The organism is Nocardioides sp. (assembly GCF_036493135.1).
Classification (GTDB): Bacteria; Actinomycetota; Actinomycetes; order Propionibacteriales; family Nocardioidaceae; genus Nocardioides.
The window spans coordinates 22,839-38,411 of the sequence record NZ_DASXQG010000077.1 but is presented as its reverse complement, the minus strand read 5'-3'; the positions used below and the strand labels follow the sequence as shown (position 1 = coordinate 38,411).

Annotated in this window: 18 protein-coding genes and 1 riboswitch; of the genes, 4 read left to right on the top strand and 14 right to left on the bottom strand. The window is 71.3% G+C overall.

Annotation, left to right across the window (positions count from 1 at the left end; genetic code table 11):
• Nucleotides 1-40: 40 nt before the first annotated feature.
• The 14 genes from ribH to def all read right to left on the bottom strand — a co-directional run bounded on the left by ribH (nucleotide 41) and on the right by def (nucleotide 11,946).
• Nucleotides 41-526, bottom strand: a complete 486-nt coding sequence (gene ribH / locus VGJ24_RS14880) for a 6,7-dimethyl-8-ribityllumazine synthase (RefSeq protein ID WP_331501416.1) — start codon at nucleotides 524-526, stop codon at nucleotides 41-43.
• Entirely contained in the window at nucleotides 523-1,797 is a 1,275-nt protein-coding gene (locus VGJ24_RS14875; RefSeq protein WP_331501415.1) for a bifunctional 3,4-dihydroxy-2-butanone-4-phosphate synthase/GTP cyclohydrolase II, read from the bottom strand. The genes ribH and VGJ24_RS14875 overlap by 4 nt, the downstream gene beginning before the upstream one ends.
• The gene (gene pnuC, locus VGJ24_RS14870) at nucleotides 1,794-2,486 is read right to left on the bottom strand and encodes a nicotinamide riboside transporter PnuC (RefSeq protein WP_331501414.1); all 693 of its coding nucleotides are present in this window, start codon (nucleotides 2,484-2,486) and stop codon (nucleotides 1,794-1,796) included. The genes VGJ24_RS14875 and pnuC overlap by 4 nt, the downstream gene beginning before the upstream one ends.
• The gene (locus VGJ24_RS14865; RefSeq protein ID WP_331501413.1) at nucleotides 2,483-3,088 is read right to left on the bottom strand and encodes a riboflavin synthase; all 606 of its coding nucleotides are present in this window, start codon (nucleotides 3,086-3,088) and stop codon (nucleotides 2,483-2,485) included. The genes pnuC and VGJ24_RS14865 overlap by 4 nt, the downstream gene beginning before the upstream one ends.
• Nucleotides 3,089-4,147 carry a bifunctional diaminohydroxyphosphoribosylaminopyrimidine deaminase/5-amino-6-(5-phosphoribosylamino)uracil reductase RibD gene (gene ribD, locus VGJ24_RS14860; protein ID WP_331501412.1) on the bottom strand — a complete coding sequence of 353 codons (1,059 nt, stop codon included), beginning with the start codon at nucleotides 4,145-4,147 and terminating at the stop codon, nucleotides 3,089-3,091.
• An 87-nt stretch (nucleotides 4,148-4,234) separates the two neighbouring features.
• Nucleotides 4,235-4,392, bottom strand: a riboswitch (FMN riboswitch).
• Between the two features lie 103 nt (nucleotides 4,393-4,495).
• Nucleotides 4,496-5,437, bottom strand: coding sequence for a peptidase dimerization domain-containing protein (locus VGJ24_RS14855; RefSeq protein ID WP_331501417.1), 942 nt, complete (start codon nucleotides 5,435-5,437; stop codon nucleotides 4,496-4,498).
• Between the two features lie 21 nt (nucleotides 5,438-5,458).
• Nucleotides 5,459-6,121: a ribulose-phosphate 3-epimerase gene (rpe, locus tag VGJ24_RS14850; RefSeq protein WP_331501411.1), complete on the bottom strand. Its 663-nt coding sequence runs from the start codon at nucleotides 6,119-6,121 to the stop codon at nucleotides 5,459-5,461.
• A gap of 9 nt (nucleotides 6,122-6,130) precedes the next feature.
• Entirely contained in the window at nucleotides 6,131-7,171 is a 1,041-nt protein-coding gene (locus VGJ24_RS14845; protein WP_331501410.1) for a (p)ppGpp synthetase, read from the bottom strand.
• On the bottom strand, nucleotides 7,164-7,559 hold the full coding sequence (locus tag VGJ24_RS14840; RefSeq protein ID WP_331501409.1) for a cupin domain-containing protein: 396 nt from the start codon (nucleotides 7,557-7,559) through the stop codon (nucleotides 7,164-7,166). Before VGJ24_RS14840 ends, VGJ24_RS14845 begins: the two co-directional genes overlap by 8 nt.
• Nucleotides 7,556-8,563: a non-homologous end-joining DNA ligase gene (ligD, locus tag VGJ24_RS14835; RefSeq protein ID WP_331501408.1), complete on the bottom strand. Its 1,008-nt coding sequence runs from the start codon at nucleotides 8,561-8,563 to the stop codon at nucleotides 7,556-7,558. Before ligD ends, VGJ24_RS14840 begins: the two co-directional genes overlap by 4 nt.
• A gap of 159 nt (nucleotides 8,564-8,722) precedes the next feature.
• Nucleotides 8,723-10,060, bottom strand: coding sequence for an RsmB/NOP family class I SAM-dependent RNA methyltransferase (locus VGJ24_RS14830; protein WP_331501407.1), 1,338 nt, complete (start codon nucleotides 10,058-10,060; stop codon nucleotides 8,723-8,725).
• Nucleotides 10,057-10,473, bottom strand: a complete 417-nt coding sequence (locus VGJ24_RS14825; protein WP_331501406.1) for a hypothetical protein — start codon at nucleotides 10,471-10,473, stop codon at nucleotides 10,057-10,059. The genes VGJ24_RS14830 and VGJ24_RS14825 overlap by 4 nt, the downstream gene beginning before the upstream one ends.
• Nucleotides 10,470-11,390: a methionyl-tRNA formyltransferase gene (gene fmt, locus VGJ24_RS14820; protein ID WP_331501405.1), complete on the bottom strand. Its 921-nt coding sequence runs from the start codon at nucleotides 11,388-11,390 to the stop codon at nucleotides 10,470-10,472. Before fmt ends, VGJ24_RS14825 begins: the two co-directional genes overlap by 4 nt.
• 7 nt (nucleotides 11,391-11,397) lie before the next feature.
• On the bottom strand, nucleotides 11,398-11,946 hold the full coding sequence (gene def, locus VGJ24_RS14815) for a peptide deformylase (RefSeq protein ID WP_331501404.1): 549 nt from the start codon (nucleotides 11,944-11,946) through the stop codon (nucleotides 11,398-11,400).
• A 59-nt stretch (nucleotides 11,947-12,005) separates the two neighbouring features.
• Here def and VGJ24_RS14810 point away from each other — a divergent pair, with 59 nt between their 5' ends.
• The 4 genes from VGJ24_RS14810 to VGJ24_RS14795 all read left to right on the top strand — a co-directional run bounded on the left by VGJ24_RS14810 (nucleotide 12,006) and on the right by VGJ24_RS14795 (nucleotide 15,571).
• On the top strand, nucleotides 12,006-12,485 hold the full coding sequence (locus VGJ24_RS14810) for a GtrA family protein (RefSeq protein WP_331501403.1): 480 nt from the start codon (nucleotides 12,006-12,008) through the stop codon (nucleotides 12,483-12,485).
• A 133-nt stretch (nucleotides 12,486-12,618) separates the two neighbouring features.
• Nucleotides 12,619-13,767 (top strand): NAD-dependent epimerase/dehydratase family protein, encoded by a 1,149-nt coding sequence (locus VGJ24_RS14805; RefSeq protein ID WP_331501402.1) that lies wholly within the window; start codon nucleotides 12,619-12,621, stop codon nucleotides 13,765-13,767.
• Entirely contained in the window at nucleotides 13,758-14,687 is a 930-nt protein-coding gene (locus VGJ24_RS14800) for an NAD-dependent epimerase/dehydratase family protein (RefSeq protein WP_331501401.1), read from the top strand. Before VGJ24_RS14805 ends, VGJ24_RS14800 begins: the two co-directional genes overlap by 10 nt.
• The gene (locus VGJ24_RS14795) at nucleotides 14,684-15,571 is read left to right on the top strand and encodes a glycosyltransferase family 2 protein (RefSeq protein ID WP_331501400.1); all 888 of its coding nucleotides are present in this window, start codon (nucleotides 14,684-14,686) and stop codon (nucleotides 15,569-15,571) included. Before VGJ24_RS14800 ends, VGJ24_RS14795 begins: the two co-directional genes overlap by 4 nt.
• The last annotated feature ends 2 nt before the right edge of the window (nucleotides 15,572-15,573 follow it).

The window sequence follows — 15,573 nt, the reverse complement described above, 5'->3', positions numbered from 1 at the left end:
CAACCATGCTAGGCGTCGTCGACGACGTGCGCGACGGAGTTCAGCCGTCGTGGGTGTCCCGGATCTCCCGGAGGGTGAGAGCGGTGTGCAGGGCCGCGGCCGTGGCCGCGTAGCCCTTGTCCTCGATCGAGCCCTCGAGGCCGGCGCGGGCGAGAGCCTGCTCGTCGTCGTCACACGTGAGGACCCCGAAGCCAACGGGGGTCCCGGTGTCGAGCGCGACCCGGGTGAGGCCGTCGGTGGCGGCGGAGCAGACGTACTCGAAGTGTGGGGTCCCGCCGCGCACCACGACTCCGAGCGCCACGACTGCGTCGTGGGTCCGGGCCAGCTCGGCGGCCACGACCGGCAGCTCGAAGGTGCCCGGCACCCGGACCTCGGTCACGTCCGTCACGGAGTACGCCGTGAGCGCACGGCGGGCGCCGTCGAGCAGACCGTCCATCACCTCGGCGTGCCAGCGGGAGGCGACGACGCCGACGCTGAGATCTCTGCAGTCGACCGGCTCGTCGGCCGGCGCTCCGGCACCGCTCACCGAGCGACCCCGTGGTGGTCGCCACTCGTCGTGGTCGCCCCGTCACCCGGGAGGTCCGGGATGCGGTGTCCCATCCGGTCACGCTTGGTCCGCAGGTAACGCAGGTTGTGGGGGTTCGGCCGCGGCGTGAGCGGCACCTGTGCGTCCACGGTGACCCCGAAGTCCGACAGCGCCTCGGACTTCTCTGGGTTGTTGGTCAGGAGTTCCACGCGGGTCACCCCGAGGTCGCGCAGCACCTGCGACGCGGCGCCGTAGTGGCGCGCGTCCGCCGGCAGACCGAGGTCGAGGTTGGCGTCGACGGTGTCGCGGCCGGCGTCCTGGAGCGTGTAGGCCTCGAGCTTGGCGACCAGGCCGATGCCGCGGCCCTCGTGGCCGCGTAGGTAGACCACGACCCCGCGGCCGGCGTCGACCACGCGCTCAAGCGCCTCGTCGAGCTGCGGCCCGCAGTCGCACCGCTGCGACCCGAACACGTCACCGGTCAGGCACTCCGAGTGCACCCGGGTGAGGACCGGCTCGTCGCCGGTGATGTCGCCGTGCACCAGGGCGAGGTGCTCGGAGTCGTCGATCGTCGAGCGATACCCGTACGCCGTGAACTCGCCGTGCCGGGTCGGTAGCAGCGTCTCCGCCAGTCGCTCCACGAGGTGCTCCGTGCGGTGGCGGTGGCGGACCAGGTCGTCGATCGAGATCATCGCCAGACCGTGCTCGTCGGCGAAGTCGCGCAGGCCCGGCCCGCGCCTCATGGTGCCGTCGTCGTTCACGATCTCGACCAGCACGCCGACCGGCGTGAGCCCCGCGAGCCGGGCCAGGTCGACCGCCGCCTCGGTGTGGCCCCGGCGACTGAGCACGCCGCCCTCGCAGTACCGCAGCGGGAACACGTGGCCGGGGCGGGTGACCTCCCAGGGCTCGGTGGCCGAGTCGGCGAGCACCCGCGCGGTGTGGGCGCGGTCGGCGGCGCTGATGCCCGTGGTGACGCCGTCGCGGGCGTCGACGGAGATCGTGAACTGGGTGCGCATCCGGTCACGGTTGTGCGGCGTCATCAACGGGATCTCGAGCCGGTCGAGCATCTCGGCCGGCATCGGCACGCAGATCACCCCCGAGGTGTGCCGGATCGTGAACGCCATCAGCTCGGGCGTCGCCTTGGCCGCGGCGAAGATGAGGTCACCCTCGTTCTCACGGTCCTCGTCGTCGACGACGACGACCGGCTTGCCGGCGGCGACGTCGGCGATCGCTCGCTCGACCGTGTCCAGTCGGATGTGGCTGGTGGGGGTCATACCAGAGCCTCCTCGAGCTCGGGCTGCTCGCGCCGGGAGGCGCGCAGCCAGACGACGAATCCCCAGATCACGAGGCCGCCGTAGAAGACGTACAGGATCGCGGTCGGGTAGTAGTGGCTGTGCCACAGCAGGGGCACGCCGACCACGTCGACGGCGATCCAGCACAGCCAGAAGTCGTTCCAGCCGCGTGCCATCGCGTAGGTCGCGACCATGGAGCCGACGAAGATCCAGGCGTCGCACCAGTAGTACCAGCGCGGAGCCGGCCAGCCGGCGCCGATCTCGGTGAAGACCCACTGGCAGACCAGGACGCCGGCCACCCAGACGCCCAGGTAGCCGAGCCGTTCGGCGGCCGTGGCCCAGCGCGGCGTGATCGCCGGGGCGTCCGGCGCACGGTGCGACTTGATCTGGTGCCATCGCCACCAGCCGTAGATGCTGGCGATGATGAAGAAGACCTGGCGGCCGGCCTGGCCGAACAACGGTTGCTGGGCGTCCTGCTCGAAGGTCGCGGCGATGAAGACGCTGAACAACAGCACGTTGCCGACGATGCCCACGGGCCACGCCCAGACGCGGCGGCGCAGGCCACCGATCGCGGACGCGAAGCCGAACCCGTTGCCGAGGATCTCTCGCCAGGTGATCGGGTGGCCGGCGATCGTCACCTGGGCGTCGTAGAGCCACTGGAGGAAGTTCATCGGGCGGCCGCCTCCCGCAGCTCCAGCTGGCGCGCGACGTACTTGCCGATCACGTCGACCTCGAGGTTCACCGCGTCGCCCGGCGAGCGGAAGCCGAGCGTCGTACGCCGCAGGGTCTCCGGGATCAGGCTCACCGTGAACTCGGCGTCGCCCGCCTCCACCACGGTCAGGCTGACGCCGTCGACGGTGACGGAGCCCTTGTCGACGAGGTACGGCGCGAGGTCGCGCGGCATCGAGATCGTCACGACGTCCCAGTGCTCCCCCGGCTCGCGGCGTATGACGTGCCCGACGGCGTCGACATGCCCCTGGACCAGATGCCCGCCGAGACGGGTGCCGGCCGTGACCGCGCGCTCGAGGTTGACCCGGTCGCCCGGTGTCAGCGAGCCGAGGCCGGTCTTGGCCAGGGTCTCTGCCATCACGTCGGCGGTCCACGTCGCGTCGGTGCGCTCGGCCACGGTCAGGCAGCACCCGTTGACGGAGATCGAGTCACCCAGGCCGGTGTCCTCGAGCACGGTGGTCGCGCGCACGGTCAGCCGGACGGCGTCCGACTGCCGCTCGAGCGCGTCCACGACGCCGAGCTCCTCGACGATCCCGGTGAACATTCAGTTCCTCTCCTGCCGGGCCGCGGCCCGGCTCATCGTGATCCGTACGTTGACGTCTTCCCCGTCGTTCAGTGGCTCCAGGACGGTCACGTCGGTGACCGGGAGGTGCAGCGCCTCGGAGATCGCGGTGATTCCCAGGTCGCCGACCGCCGAGAGTCCCGCGCCCAGCAGCATCGGCGCGACGTAGGCGACGACCTCGTCCACGAGGTCGGCCCCGAGGAACGCCGCCGCGAGGGTCGGCCCGCCCTCGAGCAGGACGTGTTGTCGGTCGCGGGCGTACAGCTCGGCGAGTGCCGACCTGGGGTCACGGGTGCGCAGCTGGATGGTCTCGGCCGCGGTGTCGAACACCCGGTGGCCCGGCTCGAGGTCGCGCTCCCCCATCACCGCCCGCAGCGGCTGGACGGACAGTGGCCGACCGCCTGCGTCTCGGGCGGTGAGGTGAGGGTCGTCGACGGCCACCGTGTTGGTGCCGACCAGCATCACGTCGCAGATCGTGCGGAGCCGGTGGCTGTCGAGGCGAGCGGCCGGGCTGGACACCCAGCGGCTGCTGCCGTCGGCCGCCGCGATCCTCCCGTCGAGGGTGGTGGCGACCTTCCAGGTGACGAACGGGCGACGGTGCTCGACCGCGAAGGTCCATACCCGGTTCAGGACCCGGGCCTCGTCTGAGAGCAGACCGGTCTCGACCTCGATGCCGGCGGCACACAACGACTCGGCACCGCCGACCGCGACCGGGTTGGTGTCGCGCTGGGCCACGACCACACGGCGTACTCCCGCCGCGATCAGGGCCTGCGCGCACGGTCCGGTGCGTCCGGTGTGGTTGCAGGGCTCGAGGGTCACCACGGCGGTGGTGCCCCTCGCGGCCTCGCCGGCCCGGGTGAGCGCGTCGACCTCGGCGTGCGGGTTGCCGGCGCCGCGGTGGAAGCCCTCGGCCACGGTGCGCCCCGCGGTGTCGAGCAGGACGCACCCGACGCGTGGGTTGGGTCCGAGGGGTACGCCCGGGCTCGCCGCCAGCTCCAGGGCGCGGCGCATCGCCGATCGCTCCGTCTCGCTGAAGGTCATCGCGTCCCTCGGGTCCGGTCGCGGACTCCCGGGGCGCACTCGTGACCCCGATCCGCTCGACCACGGAGGTCGAGCCGGGCCCTGAGTGTGCGTGCGCTTCCCATCCGGACTTTCACCGTCGGTCCAGGAGTTCCACCTGGTCAACCGGTCACTGGCTGCGACCGGGTCGCGGACTCCTGAACGAAGCGAAGGAGCTTCTCCCAGTCACCGCCGGTGCGGAGTTTCACCGCCCCCAGAGCACGCGAGCACATTGGCTCTTGCAGGAGCCAGCCTACGCCCGAGTCGTCCGCCATGGCTCATGGCGTCCGTCACGCCCGGACGATGTCGCTGCGGAACCGGCAGATGGGCTCAACGGCCAGCGGGGACGCGCCGGCTCCCGTAGTCCCGCAGGAACAGGGCTTCGGCGAGAGCCATCTTTTCGATCTCGTTCGGGTCCACGCTCTCGTTGGGTGCGTGGATGAGGCACTGCGGTTCCTCGACCCCCATCAGGATCATCTCCGCGTCCGGGTAGGTGTCGGCGAAGACGTTGCACAGCGGGATCGACCCGCCCTGACCGAGTGAGGCCATCGGTCTTCCGAAGGCTTCACGCATCGCGTCGTTGATCGCCTGGTAGCCCGGGCCCTCGGTCGCCGCGCGGAAGGGTGCGCCCATCGCCTCGGTGTCGACAGCCACCTTGACGCCCCAGGGCGCGGCCGCGCGGAGCTGCTCGACCAGGGCGTCTCGCGCCTTCTCCGGGGCCATCCCAGGCGGGATGCGGAGGTTGAGCCGCGCCGCTGCGCTAGGTGTGATCGACGAGGCCGAGCCGACGACCGGGGCACAGTCGATGCCGAGGATGGTGACCGCCGGGCGCGCCCAGAGCATGTCCGAAACGGATCCGTCACCCACCAGGGACGCCCCGTCGACGACTCCGGCATCGTGGCGGAACTGGTCGGGCGGGTGCTTCTCACCCGACCACGTCTGGCTGTTGTCGAGCCCGCTGATCGTGGTGTTGCCCTCGCTGTCGCGAAGTGTTGCCAGCATCGCGACCAGGGCGGCGAGGGCATCGGGTGCAGCACCGCCGAACATGCCGGAGTGGAGCTCGCCTGCGAGCGCCTCGACCGTGACGACCACGTTGACCATGCCCCGCAGGCTCACGGTCGCGGCCGGGATCCCCACTGCGGCGTTCCCGGTGTCGCACACCAGGATCATGTCGGCACGCAGCAGGTCGGCATGGTCGGGGACGAAGGCCTCGAGTCCGCCGGTATGGTCGGGCCGTTCTGGCGAGGGAGCGCCGGAGACTCCTAGGGCCAGCCGACCGGTCCTCGTGACCTGTCAGCCTGCGCTGACCCGGGCCTTCTCGCGCAGCGCGGTGACCATCGCGTCGGGCTCGTCCGCGTCGAACACCGCCGAGCCGGCGACGAACACATCGGCCCCGGCCTCCGCGCAGCGCTCGATGGTCTCGAGGGAGACACCACCGTCGACCTGGAGCCAGGTCTCGACGCCGTGCTTGTCCATGAGCTCGCGGGCGCGCCGGATCTTGGGCAGGCAGAGGTCGAGGAACCTCTGTCCGCCGAACCCCGGCTCGACGGTCATGATCAGGACCATGTCGAGCTCGGGCAGCAGGTCCTCGTAGGGCTCGATCGGGGTCGCCGGCCTGAGCGCCATGCTGGCGCGGGCCCCCTGGGCGCGGATCTCGCGCGCGAGCCGGATCGGTGCGGTCGCCGCCTCGACGTGGAACGTCACGCTGGCCGCGCCCGCCTCGACGTACGCCGCGGCGTTACGGTCGACGTCGGTGATCATCAGGTGAGCATCGATCGGAACCGCCGTGGCCTTGCTGAGCGCCTCGACCATGGTCGGCCCGAAGGTCAGGTTCGGGACGAAGTGGTTGTCCATCACGTCAACGTGCACCCAGTCCGCGCTGGGGATGCGCGCGAGCTCGGCGCCCAGTGCCGCGAAGTCGGCGGTGGTGATGCTCGGCGTGATCTGGATGCCCACGGACGCAGCCTAGATGAGCAGCTTCTCGAGCCGGGTGCGCAACGCAGCCACGCGGTGGGCGTTGCCGTGCAGCCCGATGTAGCGCTCGGCGTACGTCGCGAGCAGGGCGTCGTCGAGCCGGCGAACGGCACCCGGTGGGTAGCGGTAGTCCATCCGCTCGAGGATCGCCGCCTCGTCCGTGGAGCGCAGGACCTCGCCCAGCTCGTCCAGCGACGTGATGCCCAGCTCCAGCAGGAGACCGGAGACCCACGCGTAGTGGTCGCTGCGGGACCAGCCGGCGTCCGCGTACTGGCCGGCGAGGAACGCCGCGAGCTCGCGCGCGTCCAGGCGCGGGTCCTCGTCCGAGGTAAGGGCGAGATGGTCGGCCTGCGTCACCGGCCCACGGAGCCGGTCCCGGATCGTGGCGAACTCCTGGTCGGCCAGCTCCAGCAGTCCGGCCGCCAGGGTGAACCGACGGTCGAAGTCGTGGGCGTGCTCCGGAGGGACCGTGCCCTTGTAGCGGATGTCGTGCTCGAACTCCGCCCAGGCATGCTGAAGCACCGTGCGGATCTGCACCTGGACGTTGCGGCCGCGCAGATGGGCGTAGCCCGGTTGGCCCTCGCGAGCGGAGTCGAGCGTGAACTGCAGGTGGCGGCTCGCGTAGCCGAACCGTCCCTCGCTGGCGGTCTCACGGCCGAGGTCGCGGTCGTCGGTGACCACGACCTGGTCGGCCAGCACGTCCGCGACCGCGGCGACGTCGGCCCGGACGTAGGTGATGACGCGGATCCCGAGCTGGTCACCGATCTCGCGCAGCGGGTCGTCGTAGAGCCGCACGCCGTCGACCGCTCGGACGGCCTTCTCCGCGAACGACGCGACGCTCTTGGTGCGACCCGAGACGGTCAGGTAGTTGATGCCGGCCTCGTCGAGGAGGCCCGTCACCAGCTCGACGGCTTCCGCCCCGGCGAGGACGAGGTCGTCGTGGCCGGCGGCGTACGCCGCGACCGCCGCCTGTGCCGGGTCACCCGGGTCTCCGGGGTCGACCGCCTCGTCGGACCCTCGCGCGTCAGTCATCGTCGGCCGACGGGTCGAGGAGCGAGTCGTCGTAGGCCGCGGTCAGGTCTCCACCGGCCGCGCCGGTGTTCAGCGTGCCCGCGGGCTCGATCAGCATCGCGGCGACGTCGCCCTCGGCGACCGGACAGTGCTCGACGCCGCGGGGCACGACGTACAGCTGACCCGGGCCGAGGGTGATGTTGCGCTCGTCGGGGTCACGGAGCTGGATCCTCAGGTGGCCCTCGATCACCAGGAACAGCTCGTCGGTGTCGGCGTGGTCGTGCCAGACGACCTCGCCCTTGATCTTGACCACCTTGATCTCGTAGTCGTTCAGGCGGGCGACGACCTTGGGTGACCAGTGCTCGGAGAAGAGCGCCAGCCTGTCGGCGAGGTCGACAGGTTCTCTCATGACTCCTCCTCACGGGATTGGTCCGCATCGTCACCCTCGTCGCGGCCCGTGGTCGAGGTCAGGCCGTTCGCCTCGTCGCGGTCTGCCCACTCGCGCAGGGGCTGGATGTCGAAGACGTGGTCGTCGATGTCCTCGTGCAGGTCGCCGATCTCGGCGAACCGGGCGGGGACGGTGAAGATCGTGAAGTCGTGGGGGTCGACGTCGTCGACCTCGTCCCAGCGGACGGGGGTTGAGACCCGGGCATCGGGGAAGCCGCGCACGGAGTACGCCGCGGCGATGGTGTGGTCGCGGGCGTTCTGGTTGTAGTCGACGAAGAGGTGGTGCGGGTCGCGGTCCTTGCGCCACCACAGCGTGGTCACGTCGTCGGGCATCCTGCGCTCGACCTCCCGCGCGAACGCGAGTGCGGCACGTCGTACCTCCTTGTGGCCGTGGTCCGACTTGATCCGCACGTAGATGTGCAGCCCCTTGCCGCCGCTGGTCTTGGGATAGCCGACCGCTCCGAGCTCGTCGAGGATCTCGTGGACCACCCCGGCCACCCGCTGCACCTGGGAGAACTCGCTGAGCGGCCCCGGGTCGAGGTCGATCCGCCACTCATCGGGCTTCTCGGGGTCCTCGCGGCGGCTGTTCCACGGGTGGAACTCCACCGTCGACATCTGCACCGCCCAGACGACGGCACCGAGCTCGGTGACGCAGAGCTCGTCGGCGGTGCGGTTCCAGCGCGGGAAGTGCAGGCGGACTGTTTCGACCCAGTCGGGGGCTCCCGACGGGAGCCGCTTCTGGTGAACCTTCTCTCCGGACAGACCGGTCGGGAAGCGGTGCAGCATCGTGGGCCGCTCGAACAGCGCGTTGACGATGCCGGGGCCGACCGAGAGGTAGTAGTCGACGAGGTCTCGCTTGGTCGCACCGCGCTCCCCTGGACCTCTGGGAGGGAAGTAGACGCGGTCGGGGTTGGTCACCTTGACCACCCGGTTGTCCACCTCGATCTCGACGAACGGCGACGCCATGCGGTCACCGTAGCCGCGGCCGCGTCCTAGGGTGCGCGGGCCCTCGACCTGGCGGTGGCCCGGCACTGGCAGCGCGTCCTCGACGCACCCGAGGCGTAGCTGCACCTCCTCACGGCAGGCTCGGGTGACGGGTAGGACGAACGTTCGTCCTACGCACACTCACCCCTTCCGAAAGAGGGCCAGGAACATCGCGTCGGTGCGGTGGCGGTGCGGCCAGAGCTGGGCGGTGCCGGCGAGCGGTCCCTGGCAGTCCGGGACGTCGGCACGGAGTCCGGCAGCGGCGGTGAGCAGCGACGTCGCGTCACCGAGCTTCATGTCGTCGCGGCCGACCAGGACCGACCCGAGCACGTCCCGGGTCTCGGCCAGAACCGGTGAGCAGGTCGCGTAGAGCACCACCCCGCCGGGGCGAGCCAGGTCCAGCGCCCGGTCGAGCAGCGCGCGTTGGAGCGGGACCAGGTCGCGGAGGTCCTCCCGGCGGCGGCGCCAGCGCGCCTCGGGCCGCCGTCGGAGGGCGCCGAGCCCGGTGCACGGGGCGTCGACGAGCACCCGGTCGAACGAACCGGCCGGCCACGGTGGCGCGGTGCCGTCCTCGACGGTCACGGCCTCGACCCCCTGGGCGCCGTCGAGCGCACGGCGTACCAGGTCGGCGCGGTGCGGCTGGAGCTCGTTGGCGACCAGCCGCGCTCCCCGCGCATCCGCCAGAGCGGCGAGCAGTGCCGCCTTGCCGCCCGGTCCGGCGCAGAGGTCGAGCCAGCGTTCGTCGGGGCCCTCGAGCGGCGCCGCGGCAAGCACGTGGGCGACCAGCTGCGATCCCTCGTCCTGCACCCCGGCGCGACCCTCGGCGACCGCCGGTACGTCGGAAGGGTTGCCACCCGCCGACACGACGCCGTACGGCGAGAAGGGCGTGGGCTCACCCGGCAGCTCGTCGACCGTGGCCCGCCGCGGCCGCGCCACCAGGGTGACCGCCGGCGGGTCGTTGTCCGCGGCGAGCATGGCGTCGATCTCGTCGTCGCCGACGGCCTCGGCCAGCGCGTCGACGATCCAGGCCGGGTGGGAGAACCGGGTCGACCGGTCGGCGTCCATCCGGGTCAGCCACGTCTCGAGATCGTGGGCCGACACGCGGCGCAGCACGGCGTTGGTGAAGCCGGAGGGGCCGGGCCCGACCTCGGAGCGGACGAGGTCGACGCTGGTGCTGATCGCCGCGTGCGGGGCGACCCGCATCCCCAGCAGCTGGTGGCACCCGAGCCGGAGGACGTCGAGGACCTTGGCCTGCGTGCTCGCGAGCGGCCGGTCCGTGCAGCCGGCGAGGATCGCGTCGTACGTGCCCTGTCGCCGGATCGTGCCCGAGGCGAGCTCCGTGGTGAACGCCGCATCCCGGCCGGTGAGCCGGTACTTCCCGAGCACGTGCGGCAGGACCAGGTTGGTGTAGGCCTCCTTCACCCGGACCGCCTTCAGCACCTCGAACGCGGCCCGGCGGGCGGGGTCGGGGCCGCTCACGGCTCCCCGGCCAGGAACTTCTTCGACAGCGACTTCGGGGCGACCGCCAGCCAGGCGTCGGTGAGCACCTCGCGGAGCTCGTCGACGTCGAGCTCGGCGATCCGGCTCTGCTGCAGCAGCACCGCGTTGTAGTTGCGGAAGTGGTCGATGGTGAAGAACGGCCCGTCCGCCTCGACCAGCGCCGCCTTGTCCTCGGCGTTCGCGGTGCGGATCACGAGCAGGTCCTGGTACTCCTCCCCCGACCGCGGGTCGATCGCGTCGTGCCGCGGAGCACGCGCGAGCACGAATCCGCGGGGCTTCGGGTTCTGCTTGACGAGGTACGTCGGACGGTCGCCCCACGACGTGCCCAGCTCGACCGCGGGCAGCGCGCTGCAGATCGTGTGCACGTCGGCGATCTTGGCCCTCCTGCTCACTCCAGCACCTCCCCACCCGACCATCGCAGCCCGCGGGCCCAGTCCGCCGCCGGCATCGGCCGCTTCCCGACGGCCTGGACGTCGCCGAGCCGCAGTGCGACCGTGCCGGTGCCGACGACGACCGCGTTCTTCCCGGTCACGATCTCACCCGGCGGGAGCTGGCCGTCAGCCGGCGACAGAGGGCCGAGCTTCAACCGCTCGCCGGCGTACGTCGTCCACGCGCCCGGGGCCGGGGTGCACGCCCGGACCTGCCGGTCGATCGCCGCCGCAGCCTGGGACCAGTCCACCCGCGCGTCGTCGACACTGATCTTGGGAGCCAGCGACACGTCGTCACCCACCTGGGGGCGTGCCTCGAGCGTCCCGTCGGCGATGCCGTCCAGGGTCGCCACCAGGAGCCCGGCGCCACCCTCGGCCAGCCGCGCGAGCAGGTCGCCGGCGGTATCCCTCGGCCGGATGGTCTCGGTCATCACGCCGTACGTCGGGCCGGCGTCGAGCTCCTTCACGATGCGGAACGTCGTCGCGCCGGTGACGTCGTCGCCGGCCCAGATGGAGCGCTGGACCGGAGCGGCGCCGCGCCACGCAGGCAGCAGCGAGAAGTGCAGGTTGATCCAGCCGTGGCGTGGGATGTCGAGGGCCGACTGCGGGAGCAGGGCGCCGTACGCGACGACCGCGCAGGCGTCCGGCTCGAGGGCCCGCAGCTCGTCCTGGAACTCCGGGTCGCGCGGGTGCTCGGGCTTGAGCAGTGGTACGCCGAGCGTCCCGGCCGCCTCCGCCACGGGCGAGGCGGTGAGCCTGCGGCCGCGACCGGTCGGCGCATCCGGACGCGTGACGACTCCGACCAGCTCGTGGGGCGAGGCGGCGACGGCCAGCAACGACGGCAGAGCCACCTCGGGCGTGCCGGCGAAGACCACCCTCATCCGGCCCTCACCGGGCCAAGCCCTTGGTCGGGTGCGGCGAGACCTTGATCGTCGGTGCGCCGGAGAGGCCGAACCACTCCGACTCACGGATCTCCTTCATCGCCTGCTTGCGCAGCTCCGGGGTGAGCCGGTCGACGAACAGGACGCCATCGAGATGATCGGTCTCGTGCTGGATCGCCCGCGCGAGCAGCTCGCTGCCCTCGATCGTCACCGGCTCCCCGTGCACGTCGAAGCCCTTCGCCACCACCGAGAGCGCCCGGCGGCAGTCGATGGCCAGGCCGGGGATCGACAGGCAGCCCTCGTCGCCGTCCTGGGTCTCGTCGGAGAGGTCGAGCACCGGGTTCACCAGGTGGCCGACCTCACCCTCGACGTTCCACGTGAACACGCGCAGGCCGACGCCGATCTGGGGCGCCGCGAGGCCCGATCCCGGAGCGTCCAGCATCGTGTCGGTGAGGTCCTGGACGAGGCGGTGGAGCTCCTTGTCGAAGTCCACGACCTCGATCGCCGTCGTGCGCAGGATCGGGTCGCCGAAGAGACGGATCGGCTGGATGGACACGCGCCGAGTCTAGGAGCGCTCGGCCCAAGCACGAGCCGCGCCCGCGTACGATCGCAGCCATGTCAGGCGTCGCGGGGAGGATCGCCGAGCTCCGCGAGGGACGCTCGGACCTGTTCCGGCGGATCTTCCGCTACGGCACCGGCTCGATCGTGGCCGTGGTCTGCAGCCAGGCGACGTTCCTGATCCTGTACGGCCCGGTCCACGCCTCGACGACCGTCTCGTCGACGCTCGCCTGGCTGGCGGGCGCCATCCCCAACTACTGGCTTAACCGCTCCTGGACGTGGGGCCGGCGCGGACGTCCCGACGTGGCCCGGGAGCTGCTGCCCTACGCCGCGATCGTCCTCGGCACTCTGGGCCTGGCGATCATCGCGACCGCGGCGGTCGCGGCCGCCCTCGACGGCACCTCGATCACGGACGCGGCGCAGACCCTGATCGTCGCCGGGACCTACTTCCTCGTGTACGTCGTGATGTTCGGCTTCCGATTCCTGCTGTTCGACCGCCTGTTCGCACCCAGGGAACCGCCGCCGGAAGGCCGTTGACGCACGCGGTCCGCGAGGGGCACCCGGTGCCGAGACCGCCAACTGGGTACGGACCGGGCGACCCGGACGGGCATTCCTGGGCGCAACACGTTAGGTTTCTGGCGTCCGTCTGGTGTGACGAAGGGAGCCAACGGTGCGTGTTCTGGTGCTCGGCGGTGACGGCTACCTCGGATGGCCCACCGCCATGAGTCTGTCGGCGCACGGCCACGAGGTCGCGGTCGCCGACAACTACCTGCGCCGGCAGATCGTGACCGAGTCCGGCAGCGACAGCCTCACCCCGATCCTGAACCTCCCACAGCGGGCCAAGGTCTGGAAGGCGGTCTCGGGCAGGACCATCGACGTCCATCTCATCGACCTGTGCGACTACGACCTCGTCAGCCGGGTCTTCCGGGAGTTCCAGCCCGAGGCGGTCGTCCACTACGGCCAGATCCCGTCGGCGCCGTACTCGATGAAGGACCGCCGCCACGCGGTCCTGACCCAGATGAACAACATCGAGAACAACCTCAACGTGATCTTCGCGATCGTCGAGAACAGCCCCGACTGCCACCTGGTCAAGCTCGGGACGATGGGCGAGTACGGCTGTCCCAACATCGACATCGAAGAGGGCTTCCTCGAGATCGAGCACAAGGGCCGCACGGACACTCTGCCGTTCCCGAAGATGCCCCATAGCTGGTACCACGCCAGCAAGGTCGCCGACTCGACCAACATCCACTTCGCCTCCCGCGTCTACGGGCTGCGGGCGACCGACCTCAACCAGGGCGTCGTCTACGGCGTCAGCACCGACGAGACGCTGCTCGACGACGGGCTGCTCACCCGCTTCGACTACGACGAGCAGTTCGGCACCGCGCTCAACCGGTTCTGCCTGCAAGCGGTGGTCGGCCACCCGCTCACGGTCTACGGCACCGGCGGCCAGACGCGCGGGTTCCTCAACATCCGCGACACCCTCGCCTGCGTCGAGCTCGCGCTGCTGAATCCGGCAGACGCCGGCGAGATGCGCGTCTACAACCAGTTCACCGAGTCCTTCTCGATCCGTGAGCTCGCGGTCGAGGTCCAGCAGGCCGGCAAGGAGCTCGGCCTCGAGGTGGAGATCCGCGAGATCGAGAACCCGCGCTCCGAGGCGCAGGACCACTACTACAACCCGACCCACACCAAGCTCCTCGACCTCGGCCTGCAGCCGACGCTGCTCTCCGAGGACCTGGTGACCGCGACGTTGAGCACGCTGATGACGTACCGGGACCGAGCGATCCACGACGCGATCGCGCCGCGGACCACATGGCGGTGACCCGGGGGCGGGTTCTCGTCACCGGCGGCGCCGGGTTCATCGGGGTCAACCTGGCCCCTGCTCTCGCGGACCTCGGGTTCGCGACCCGCTGTTTCGACAACCTCACCACCGGACGCCGCGACGACGCCGTGAAGGCCGGGTACGACGAGATCGTCGAGGGCGACGTCCTCGACCTCGATGCCATCACCGCGGCGACCCGCGACTGCACCCACGTCGTGCACCTCGCGGCCCAGGCCGGCGTCCCGGCCTCGGTCGAGGACCCGCTCGGTGACTGCGACACGAACGTCCGGGGCACCCTGCATGCACTCCTCGCCGCTCGCGACACCGGCGTGGCGGGGTTCGTGTTCGCGTCGTCGAACGCACCGCTCGGAGAGATCACGCCCCCGGCTCACGAGGGTCTGGTCGCGCGCCCGACGTCGCCGTACGGCGCTTCCAAGCTCTCGGGAGAGGCCTACTGCTCGGCCTTCGCCGGCTCGTACGGCGTGCCGACCGTGGTGCTGCGCTTCTCCAACGTCTACGGCCCGTACAGCTACCACAAGGGCTCGGTCGTCGCCGCGTTCTGCAAGCGGGCGCTCGCCGGGGAGCCACTCGTCGTCTACGGCGACGGCACCCAGACCCGCGACTTCGTCTTCGTCGAGGACCTGTGCCGGGGTATCGCCGCCGCGGTGACCGACGGCGGCTCCGGGGTGGTGGCACACCTCGCGTCCGGCACCGAGACGACCGTGCTCGAGGTGGCCCGCCTGGTGGCCGAGCGGCTCGGAGGGGTCTCCGTCGAGCACCGCCCCGCGCGCGTCGGCGACGTCGCCCGCAGCGCCTCCGACATCTCGACGGCTCGGGCACTCTTCGGGTTCGCACCCCGGGTCACGCTGGAGGAGGGGCTCGACCGCACCGCGGCCTGGTTCCGGGAGTCGGGCGGGTGACGCGTCGGCGGACCGCTGCGGCGTGGGTGGGTCTGTTGGTGCTCGTCGCCGGTCAGGCCCGGCGGCACCACCACAAGGCCGCCCGGCGAGCCTCCGCGCACGACGTACGAGCGGCCGCGCTCGACGGGGCGCTGGCCGGCGCCCAGTCGGACCGGGCCGATGACCGTCCGCTCCTCGCGGTGGTGATGGCGGCGTACAACGAGGCCGGCAGCATCGGCCCGCTCCTGGCCTCGCTGCCGGAACAGGTCTGCGGCCTTGGCGTCTGTCCGGTCGTCGTGGACGACGGCAGCACCGACCAGACGGCCGAGCTCGCCCGAGAGGCCGGCTCCGTGGTCGGAACCCATCGAAGCAACCTCGGCCAGGGCGACGCGCTGCGGACCGGCTTCGCGATGGCGCAGCGACTCGACGCCCGGGTCGTGGTCACCATGGATGCCGACGGTCAGCACGACCCCTCCGAGCTGCCCGCCCTCGTCGGCCCGATCGTCGCCGGCGACGCCGACTACGTGCAGGGCTCACGCTTCCTCGGCACGTACGACGACGCCGGCGGCGCGCGGGATCTCGGCATCCGTGGGTTCACGCAGCTGATCCGGCTGCTCACCGGAACCGAGATCACCGACTGCACCAACGGCTTCCGCGCGATCGACGGCGCTGCTCTGAGGCGGATGCGGCTCGTCGAGGACCGGTTCTCCGCCTCGGAGATCCTGATCCAGGCCGCCGGGCTCGGGCTGCGCATCCGAGAGGTGCCCGTCCACATCCGCAGCCGGGAGGTCGGGACCAGCAAGAAGCCGCGCGGCCTCCGCTACGCGTCCGGGTTCCTCGGTGCCATCATCCGCTCGTGGGCCCGCGCCCGCGACCCACGATCCGGTGCACGGGAAACGGCATGAAC

What these genes read in the sequence shown, in the direction of transcription:
- VGJ24_RS14875 (WP_331501415.1), bottom strand. Translation starts at nt 1,797, where the DNA reads ATGACCCCCACCAGCCACATCCGACTGGACACGGTCGAGCGAGCGATC.
- pnuC (WP_331501414.1), bottom strand. Translation starts at nt 2,486, where the DNA reads ATGAACTTCCTCCAGTGGCTCTACGACGCCCAGGTGACGATCGCCGGC.
- VGJ24_RS14865 (WP_331501413.1), bottom strand. Translation starts at nt 3,088, where the DNA reads ATGTTCACCGGGATCGTCGAGGAGCTCGGCGTCGTGGACGCGCTCGAG.
- ribD (WP_331501412.1), bottom strand. Translation starts at nt 4,147, where the DNA reads ATGACCTTCAGCGAGACGGAGCGATCGGCGATGCGCCGCGCCCTGGAG.
- VGJ24_RS14845 (WP_331501410.1), bottom strand. Translation starts at nt 7,171, where the DNA reads ATGACTGACGCGCGAGGGTCCGACGAGGCGGTCGACCCCGGAGACCCG.
- VGJ24_RS14840 (WP_331501409.1), bottom strand. Translation starts at nt 7,559, where the DNA reads ATGAGAGAACCTGTCGACCTCGCCGACAGGCTGGCGCTCTTCTCCGAG.
- ligD (WP_331501408.1), bottom strand. Translation starts at nt 8,563, where the DNA reads ATGGCGTCGCCGTTCGTCGAGATCGAGGTGGACAACCGGGTGGTCAAG.
- fmt (WP_331501405.1), bottom strand. Translation starts at nt 11,390, where the DNA reads ATGAGGGTGGTCTTCGCCGGCACGCCCGAGGTGGCTCTGCCGTCGTTG.
- VGJ24_RS14810 (WP_331501403.1), top strand. Translation starts at nt 12,006, where the DNA reads ATGTCAGGCGTCGCGGGGAGGATCGCCGAGCTCCGCGAGGGACGCTCG.
- VGJ24_RS14800 (WP_331501401.1), top strand. Translation starts at nt 13,758, where the DNA reads ATGGCGGTGACCCGGGGGCGGGTTCTCGTCACCGGCGGCGCCGGGTTC.